This window comes from Gordonia sp. DT30, from assembly GCF_049844915.1.
Classification (GTDB): domain Bacteria; phylum Actinomycetota; class Actinomycetes; order Mycobacteriales; family Mycobacteriaceae; genus Gordonia.
Genome location: NZ_JBNCLY010000026.1, coordinates 47,077 through 54,979, shown reverse-complemented (window position 1 = coordinate 54,979; position 7,903 = coordinate 47,077). Strand labels below are relative to the sequence as shown.

The window sequence follows — 7,903 nt, the reverse complement described above, 5'->3', positions numbered from 1 at the left end:
CACACCGAAAACCGCCTCGGACCAACCCGATCCGAGGCGAAACCCGCACACTGAACAACCGGCACGAAAAATCGAGGTTAGTGCTCCCGTACTGGGAGTCCGTGCGACTCATCGACATTGACTTCACGGCAGTTCAAGAGTGGGTGAGCAGTCTTAGTGCTCCGGGTGGCGGCTCAAGGTTCAGTGACCGTGGGCTTTCGCCCTCGAGAGTAATCCAGGCTCACCAAGTCCTTTCTGCGGTGCTGAAGTTTGCCGTTAGAAGCGGTTTACTGATCCGAAATCCTGCCGAAGACATCGAACTCCCGCGAAGGCTGGAGGCCGAGCATGTATACCTCGATCACATGCAGCTCATCCGGCTCGCCGAGGAGTGCGGTCGCTTTGAGTCACTGGTCTTGGTTCTCGGCTACTGCGGATTGCGCTTCGGCGAGGCCACTGCTCTACGCATCGGCGACGTCGATCTCGACACGGCAAGAATCCGGGTCCGGCGATCGGCCACCCATGTCCGTGGCTACGGCTACATGGAGGGAACGACCAAGAACCACGCTGCACGGACAGTCCCGGTACCCAGGGTTGCACTCGGGCCGCTCCGGAAGCAGATCGGCAAACGGTCAGCCAGCAAATTGGTGTGGCCCCCCGCAGCCGGCACGCCCTGGGTGACGATCGGTGCGCTTCGGTGGGTCTTCGACCCCGCGGTGAAGACCTGCACGAAGACCGTTGAGGGATTTCCCAAGGTCACGCCCCATCAACTGCGGCACACGTGCGCTTCGCTCGCCATCAGCGCCGGAGCCAACGTAAAGGTGCTTCAAACACTGCTGGGGCACAAGACGGCGACAATGACACTAGATCGTTACGGGCACCTTATGCCCGACGATTTGGACGAAATCGCACGTGTGATGGACGCTGCAGCTGAAGCTGCTGCATACCGCCTGCATACCGGGTCTGATCGCGCCTCTTCGATCGTCTTAGAAAACCAGTCCTGACCTGCATTGACATTGTGCCCCCGGTCAGACTCGAACTGACACTGGACGGGTTTTGAATCCGTTGCCTCTGCCAATTGGGCTACGAGGGCATGCGGCTGTGGGTGCCGCGGCAGCCTAGTTTAGATGATCGGACGGCGGGCGGGCCAACCGGTACGCTTCCGACATCGCCGGTCGTATGCGACGGGTGTGGCCTGGGGTTTCGCGCAGGTCTTTCGCTCGAGGTGGAGGAGGGGATGTGACCGTGGTTGACAGTGCTCCGGCAACGTCGGACCAACAGCAGACGGGCCACCGGGTGCTCGTGGCCGAGGATGATTCGCTGATCCGGATGGACCTCATCGAGATGCTTCGGGAGGAGGGCTACGACGTCGTCGGTGAGGCACCCAACGGCCAGGCGGCGGTCGACCTGACCGAACAGTTCGGTCCGGATCTGGTGATCATGGACATCAAGATGCCGGTCCGGGACGGGATCGATGCGGCCGCCGAGATCGCGAGCAAACGTCTGGCGCCGGTGGTGATGCTGACGGCGTTCAGCCAGCGCGACTTCATCGACAAGGCGCGCGAGGCCGGCGCGATGGCGTATCTCGTCAAGCCGTTCACCAAGGCCGACCTGGTGCCCGCGATCGAGGTGGCGGTGAGCCGCTATCAGGAACTGCGCCAACTCGAGGGTGAAGTGGCCTCGATGGCCGACCGGCTCGAGACCCGCAAACTCGTCGAGCGGGCCAAAGGGCTGCTGATGGAGAAGCAGTCACTCTCGGAACCTGAGGCGTTCAAGTGGATTCAACGGGCGGCGATGGATCGCCGTACCACGATGAAGGTGGTCGCGCAGGTCGTGGTGGAAACTTTGGGCCCACAGGAGTGATTCACGGACCGTTCGTTAAATCTCTGAAACAAGGTCGGCGGTGAACTGCACGATTTCGGCGAGATGCGTCGCATGAGACGTCCGTCCGGTCTATGTTTCCTCTCAGGTCTACGGGGTAGGCCTCCCGGCAGTCGCCGGGCGGGCGGATGAGAGGCAACCAGAATGCGACGTCGAATGGCGACCGCAGCCATCGCGGTGACATTGGCGGGAATGCTCGCGGTGTCGGCGTGTAGCAGTAAATCCACGGACTCCGGGTCGGGGGAATCCAGCGGCGCGGCGAACTCGGGCCTGACGATCTCACCCGTCGCGCAGATCGACACATCGGGACAAGAGCAGCCGTCGGTCGCAGAGGCCAACGCGCTCAACCCGGCTCAGCCCGGCGGCAAGACCTGCGCCCCGGCGAAGATCGCGACGGCCGGCGCACTGACCGGTGCCGACGCGGCGTTGGGCATCAACATCAAGGACGGCGCACAACTGGCCGTCGACCAGCACAACAAGGCCAATCCCAACTGCACCATCACCCTGAAGACCTTTGATACCGAGGGTGATCCGCAGAAGGCCACCCAGGTCGCCCCGCAGATCGTCAACGACAGCTCCATCACCGGGCTCATCGGTCCGGCCTTCTCCGGCGAGACCAAGGCCACCGGTGGCATCTTCAACCAGGCCGGTCTGGTGTCGGTGACAGCGTCGGCGACCAACCCGACCTTGACCAACAATGGTTGGAAGACCTTCTTCCGCGGACTGGCCAACGATGATGTGCAGGGCCCTGCCGTCGCCAACTACCTCACCAAGAAGCTCGGCAAGAAGAAGGTGTGCGTGATCAAGGACGACACCGACTACGGTGCCGGACTCGCCAGTGCGGTCACCGCCGCCCTGGGCTCCAACGCCGATGCCGATTGCTCGGGCGACGTCAAGAAGGGTGAACGTGACTTCTCGGCGGTCCTGTCCAAAGTCACTGCGGCCCAACCTGATGCACTGTTCTACGCCGGCTACTACTCGGAGGCCGCGCCGCTGGCCCAGCAGCTGAAGTCGGCTGCGTCGAATGTGGTGTTCGTGTCCGGTGACGGGTCGAATGACCCGCAGTTCACCGCGCAGGCCGGCGACTCCGCCAAGGGTGCGTACCTGTCCTGTCCGTGCGGCCCGGCGCCGTCGCAGTTCGCGACCCAGTACAAGGCGGCGTTCAACCAGGCCCCTGGTGTGTATTCCGTTGAGGCCTACGACATCGCGTCGATCATGATGAAGGGCATCGAGGAAGGCAACACCACCCGCCCGAAGATGTTGCAGTACATCTCGCAGTACCACGGCGCCGGCCTTGCCCGACAGTATTCGTGGACTCCGAAGGGTGAGCTCTCGACATCTCTGATCTGGATGTACCAGGTCAAGTAAGCACCGTTTCCATCACCTGGTGCGCCCGTGGCGCGATAAGCGCCCGGGCGCGCCGAGTGCTGTGAGATCAATCCTGAAGGGGACGAATGACCACCACATATCTGGTGGCCCAGACGACAAGCGCGGTGGCATCGACCATCGGATTCGATGTCCACTCGCTGGTGCACGGGTTCTGGGGACTCACCATCGAGGGGCTGACCTACGGTTCGGTGTATGCGCTTGTCGCAGTTGGCTACACGCTGGTCTACGGCGTTCTGCGGCTGATCAACTTCGCACATTCGGAAGTGTTCATGCTCGGCATGTTCGGCACATATATCGGCTTGCTCCTCATGGGATTCAGCCCGTCGGGCAACACCTACGCCGAGGGCACGTTGATGACCGTCGTCTATCTGGTCGGCGCGGGACTGTTCGGGATGGTCGTGGGCGGCGGTGCGGCCGTGGGGCTGGAGTTCGTCGCCTATCGGCCGTTGCGCAAGCGCAATGCCAAACCGCTGGCGTTCCTCATCACCGCGATCGGTATGTCGTTCGTGCTGCAGGAGTTCGTGCACTACGTGCTGCCGAAGGTTCCCGTGGATCCGCCGCTCGGCGGCTCGTCGGCACAGCCGACCATCAGGCTGGCCCAGCCCGTCGAGGAATTCACGATCTTCGGCGCACCGGTCACCAACCTGACAATGGTGATCATCCTGTCGGCCATCGTGCTCGGCCTCGGGACCGATTTCGTGATCAACCGGACGAGGCTTGGACGAGGAATTCGCTCGGTGGCCCAGGACCCCGATGCCGCACTGCTCATGGGGGTGTCCCGGGAACGAATCATCCTGATCACCTTCCTCATCGGTGGTCTGCTCGCGGGTGCGGCAGCGTTGCTCTACACCTTGCGGGTGCCGAACGGGATCATCTTCAATGGCGGCTTCATCCTGGGCATCAAGGCGTTCTGCGCCGCGGTGCTCGGCGGGATCGGTAACGTCCGCGGCGCCGTGCTCGGCGGGCTGCTGTTGGGCGTGATGGAGAACTACGGGTCGGTGCTGCTGGGCAATCAGTGGAAGGACGTCGTGGCATTCGCTCTGCTGATCCTGGTGCTGATGTTCCGTCCGACGGGCATTCTGGGGGAGAAGCTCGGGAAGGCGAGAGTATGACGACGGGAACCCCTGAGGTGACGGCGCCCGGACGCCACGGCGTCGGCGATGCCATCCGCGGATGGTGGGCGGGACTGCCGCGCGTGCAGCAATGGCTGGTCGGTGTGCCGCTGATCGTCCTGTTGGCCTTGTTGCCGGTCATCAAGCCGCCGCTGATCACAACGACCGCCACCAACTTCGGCGTCGTGATGGCCACGTTCGCCATGACCGCGCTGATCGCGATAGGCCTCAACGTGGTGGTCGGCCAGACCGGTCTGCTCGACCTCGGTTATGTCGGCTTCTATGCTGTCGGCGCCTACACCGTGGCCCTGATGACGAGCCCGTCGAGCCCGTTGTGGAACAGCGCCGATCACGGGTTCTTCTCCGGACCGTGGGCATGGCCGGCCTGTGTGCCGCTGGCCATCGTCGCCACCGGGATCACCGGTCTCATCCTGGGGACCCCGACCCTGCGTGTTCGCGGCGACTATCTCGCGATCGTCACCCTCGGCTTCGGCGAGATCGTGCGGCTGCTCGCCGACAATCTCACCGACATCACCAACGGCGCTTCGGGGCTGCAAGGGGTCCTCTATCCGCAGCTGGGCCGGTCGGCCCAGAGTCCGGGCGGCGTCTTCTCCACCGGGAACAACGCCTCGACACTCAACTACGGCGTGTGGTGGTACTGGCTGGGAATCGTTGCGGTGATCATCGTGCTCATCGTCATCGGCAACCTCGAACGCAGCCGAGTCGGCCGCTCCTGGGTGGCGATCCGGGAGGACGAGGACGCCGCGGAGATCATGGGTGTCCCGACCTTCAAGTACAAACTGTGGGCGTTCGTCATCGGCGCCGGCATCGGGGGACTGTCGGGGGCGGTCTACGCCGGGCAGGTGCAGTACATCGACCCGAAGGCGTTCACCGTCATCAACTCGATGCTGTTCCTGTGTGCCGTGGTCCTGGGTGGTCAGGGCAACAAACTCGGAGTGATCGCGGGCGCGTTCATCGTCGTCTATCTACCGGCGCGGGTGCAGGGCATCGAGGTGGGTGGCCAGGCGCTCAGTGAGTACAAGTATCTGTTCTTCGGCATCGCGCTGGTCGTGCTGATGATCTTCCGTCCGCAGGGTCTCTTCCCGGCGCGGGCGCGGCTGATCACCTTCGGGCGGCAGGTGTACGCCGCGGTGCGGCGCAACCCGAAGCCCGCATCGCCCGATGCCGAGGAGGTACCGGCATGAGTCACCATCTGCCCGACGAACCGGCCGGCCGGGATACGACACCCGATCTCACCAAACAAATCGCCGAGGTCCGCGCAGATGCCGAAGCCACCACCGTGGTCGATCCGGCCGCCGTCGATCCCGACCTCGCCGATCCGGCCGCCGTCGCCGAAGTGGTTGCACCGCAACGCGACATCGCCGTCGAAGAAGGTGAGGCGCTGCTGCGGGTCGAGGGCCTCACCGTGGAGTTCGGTGGGCTCGCCGCCCTCGACGACGTCAGCTTCGAGATCAGACGCGGCGAGATTCTCGGGCTCATCGGGCCCAACGGTGCCGGCAAGACCACCTGCTTCAACGCGATCACCGGGGTCTACCGGCCGACGCGGGGAACAGTGACCTTCGACAACGCACCGCTGGGAAAACTCAAGCAGCACAAGATCACCCGACGAGGTATCGCGCGCACATTCCAGAACGTGCGCCTGTGGGGCGAGATGACCGCGCTGGAGAACGTGTGTGTGGGCACCGACGCACGGCACAAGACGTCGGTGGTCGGCGGGATCTTCCGCACCCCACGGCACTACCGCGAAGAACGCGACGCCGTCGACCGGGGGATGGCGTTGCTGGAATTCGTCGGAATCGGACCGCGTGCCGCGGAGAAGGCGTCGAATCTGCCCTACGGCGACCAGCGTCGCCTCGAGATCGCCCGGGCACTGGCCACCGAACCCAAACTGCTGTGTCTCGACGAGCCCGCCGCGGGATTCAACCCCAGTGAGAAGACCGCACTCATGGGTCTGATCGAGAAGATCCGCGACGACGGGTACACGGTCCTGCTGATCGAACACGACATGCGACTGGTCATGGGGGTGACCGACCGGATCGTGGTGCTCGAATTCGGTCGCAAGATCGCCGACGGACCCCCGCGCGAGGTCCGCGACAACCCGGCGGTCATCGCCGCATACCTGGGAGTCCCCGATGAAGAAATCGCGTGAGAAGAAGGCGCCCGAGGCGGCGCCGGCCGATCGGGCAGCGCCGGATGGGCCGGTGCTCGAATTGATCGACGTCGTCATCCACTACGGGCGGATCCGTGCGCTGCACGGCATCTCGCTGAGCGTCGGCCGAGGCGAACTGGTGACGCTGCTCGGTGCGAACGGTGCCGGCAAATCCACGACGATGCGTGGCATCTCGGGATTGAACAAGCTCTCCTCGGGCGACATCCGCTTCAACGGCGAGTCGATCACCCGGCTCGCGCCGCACGAGCGGGTCGGACGCGGCATCATCCAGGTGCCCGAGGGGCGCCGGATCTTTCCCGGGATGACGGTCCTGGAGAACCTCGACATGGGCTGCTACGGAAGGAAATTCGAGAACAAGGCGGCCTACAATGCGGCGCTTGAGCATGTTTTCGATGTCTTCCCGCGACTCGGCGAGCGGCGTAAGCAGTTCGGCGGCACCATGTCCGGTGGCGAACAGCAGATGCTGGCCATCGGCCGGGCGCTGATGGCGCGGCCGAAGCTCCTGCTCCTCGACGAACCGTCGATGGGTTTGGCGCCCATGGTGATCCAGCAGATCTTCCGGATCATCGCACAGATCAACGCCGAGGGCACCACGATCCTGCTCGTCGAGCAGAACGCCCAGCAGGCGCTGAGCCGCTCCGATCGCGGCTACATCCTGGAAACCGGATCGATCACCAAGGAAGGTCCCGGCAAGGATCTTCTCGTCGACGACGCGGTTCGGGAGGCCTACCTCGGGGTCGCGTGAGCCGCCGGCGGCGTGCGCGGCCGTGCGTAGACTCGGGGTATGGTCGAGACCACGATCGTTCCCACCCGAGATCTTGATGTCGTCAGTTCGCTTCTGGCGCAAGCGTTTGCCGAGGACCCGGTCACCCGGTGGGTGACGTCCGACCCACGCGGCGACGTCCTGATGTTCCGCACACTGGTCCGGTGGGCCCACCACAGCGACGTGGCGCATGACCTTGCCCTGCGCGACGGCGGGTTCGCTGGGATCGCGGTGTGGGATCCGCCGGGCCATCGGGTGTCGCGAACCAACCAACTCCGGGCGATACCGGGTTTCGTGCGGGCGCTGCGCGCCGGTATCAGGCGGGGCAAATATCTCGAGGACACCTTCTCGAAGCTGCAGCCGAAAGAGCCGCATTGGTATCTCGCGCAGCTCGGCGCCGTCGAGAAGGGAGTCGGCGTCGGCACTGCTCTGCTGGAGGCAGGCGTGGCGCGAGTGGAGGGACCGGCGTATCTGGAGAGCTCGAACGAGGCGAACATCCCGCTCTACGAGCGCTTCGGGTTCGAGGTGGTGCAGGAGGTGCGGTTGCCGAACGGGCCCTCGGTGTGGCCCATGTATCGCCGGGGCTGAGGC

8 protein-coding genes and 1 tRNA gene are annotated in these 7,903 nt (G+C 64.3%); 8 read left to right on the top strand and 1 reads right to left on the bottom strand.

Going from position 1 to position 7,903, the window contains the following annotated elements; all coding sequences use genetic code 11:
• Positions 1-239: 239 nt before the first annotated feature.
• A complete protein-coding gene (locus tag ACLQ3C_RS19115) occupies positions 240-980 on the top strand; it encodes a tyrosine-type recombinase/integrase (protein ID WP_425706674.1) in 741 nt (246 codons plus the stop codon).
• 15 nt (positions 981-995) lie between these two features.
• Here ACLQ3C_RS19115 and ACLQ3C_RS19110 read toward each other — a convergent pair.
• A tRNA-Leu gene (locus ACLQ3C_RS19110) sits at positions 996-1,069 on the bottom strand.
• 146 nt (positions 1,070-1,215) lie between these two features.
• On the opposite strand from ACLQ3C_RS19110, the gene ACLQ3C_RS19105 reads away from it, so the two are divergent.
• The 7 genes from ACLQ3C_RS19105 (at position 1,216) to ACLQ3C_RS19075 (ending at position 7,900) form a co-directional block, all read left to right on the top strand.
• Positions 1,216-1,839, top strand: a complete 624-nt coding sequence (locus ACLQ3C_RS19105) for an ANTAR domain-containing response regulator (RefSeq protein ID WP_425706673.1) — start codon at positions 1,216-1,218, stop codon at positions 1,837-1,839.
• A 162-nt stretch (positions 1,840-2,001) separates the two neighbouring features.
• Positions 2,002-3,225 carry a branched-chain amino acid ABC transporter substrate-binding protein gene (locus tag ACLQ3C_RS19100; RefSeq protein ID WP_425706672.1) on the top strand — a complete coding sequence of 408 codons (1,224 nt, stop codon included), beginning with the start codon at positions 2,002-2,004 and terminating at the stop codon, positions 3,223-3,225.
• Between the two features lie 86 nt (positions 3,226-3,311).
• The gene (locus tag ACLQ3C_RS19095; RefSeq protein WP_425706671.1) at positions 3,312-4,358 is read left to right on the top strand and encodes a branched-chain amino acid ABC transporter permease; all 1,047 of its coding nucleotides are present in this window, start codon (positions 3,312-3,314) and stop codon (positions 4,356-4,358) included.
• Positions 4,355-5,563 (top strand): branched-chain amino acid ABC transporter permease, encoded by a 1,209-nt coding sequence (locus ACLQ3C_RS19090; protein WP_425706670.1) that lies wholly within the window; start codon positions 4,355-4,357, stop codon positions 5,561-5,563. The genes ACLQ3C_RS19095 and ACLQ3C_RS19090 overlap by 4 nt, the downstream gene beginning before the upstream one ends.
• Positions 5,560-6,528, top strand: coding sequence for an ABC transporter ATP-binding protein (locus tag ACLQ3C_RS19085; protein ID WP_425706669.1), 969 nt, complete (start codon positions 5,560-5,562; stop codon positions 6,526-6,528). Before ACLQ3C_RS19090 ends, ACLQ3C_RS19085 begins: the two co-directional genes overlap by 4 nt.
• Positions 6,512-7,294, top strand: coding sequence for an ABC transporter ATP-binding protein (locus ACLQ3C_RS19080; RefSeq protein WP_425706668.1), 783 nt, complete (start codon positions 6,512-6,514; stop codon positions 7,292-7,294). The genes ACLQ3C_RS19085 and ACLQ3C_RS19080 overlap by 17 nt, the downstream gene beginning before the upstream one ends.
• 39 nt (positions 7,295-7,333) lie before the next feature.
• The gene (locus ACLQ3C_RS19075; RefSeq protein ID WP_425706667.1) at positions 7,334-7,900 is read left to right on the top strand and encodes a GNAT family N-acetyltransferase; all 567 of its coding nucleotides are present in this window, start codon (positions 7,334-7,336) and stop codon (positions 7,898-7,900) included.
• Positions 7,901-7,903 lie beyond the last annotated feature (3 nt).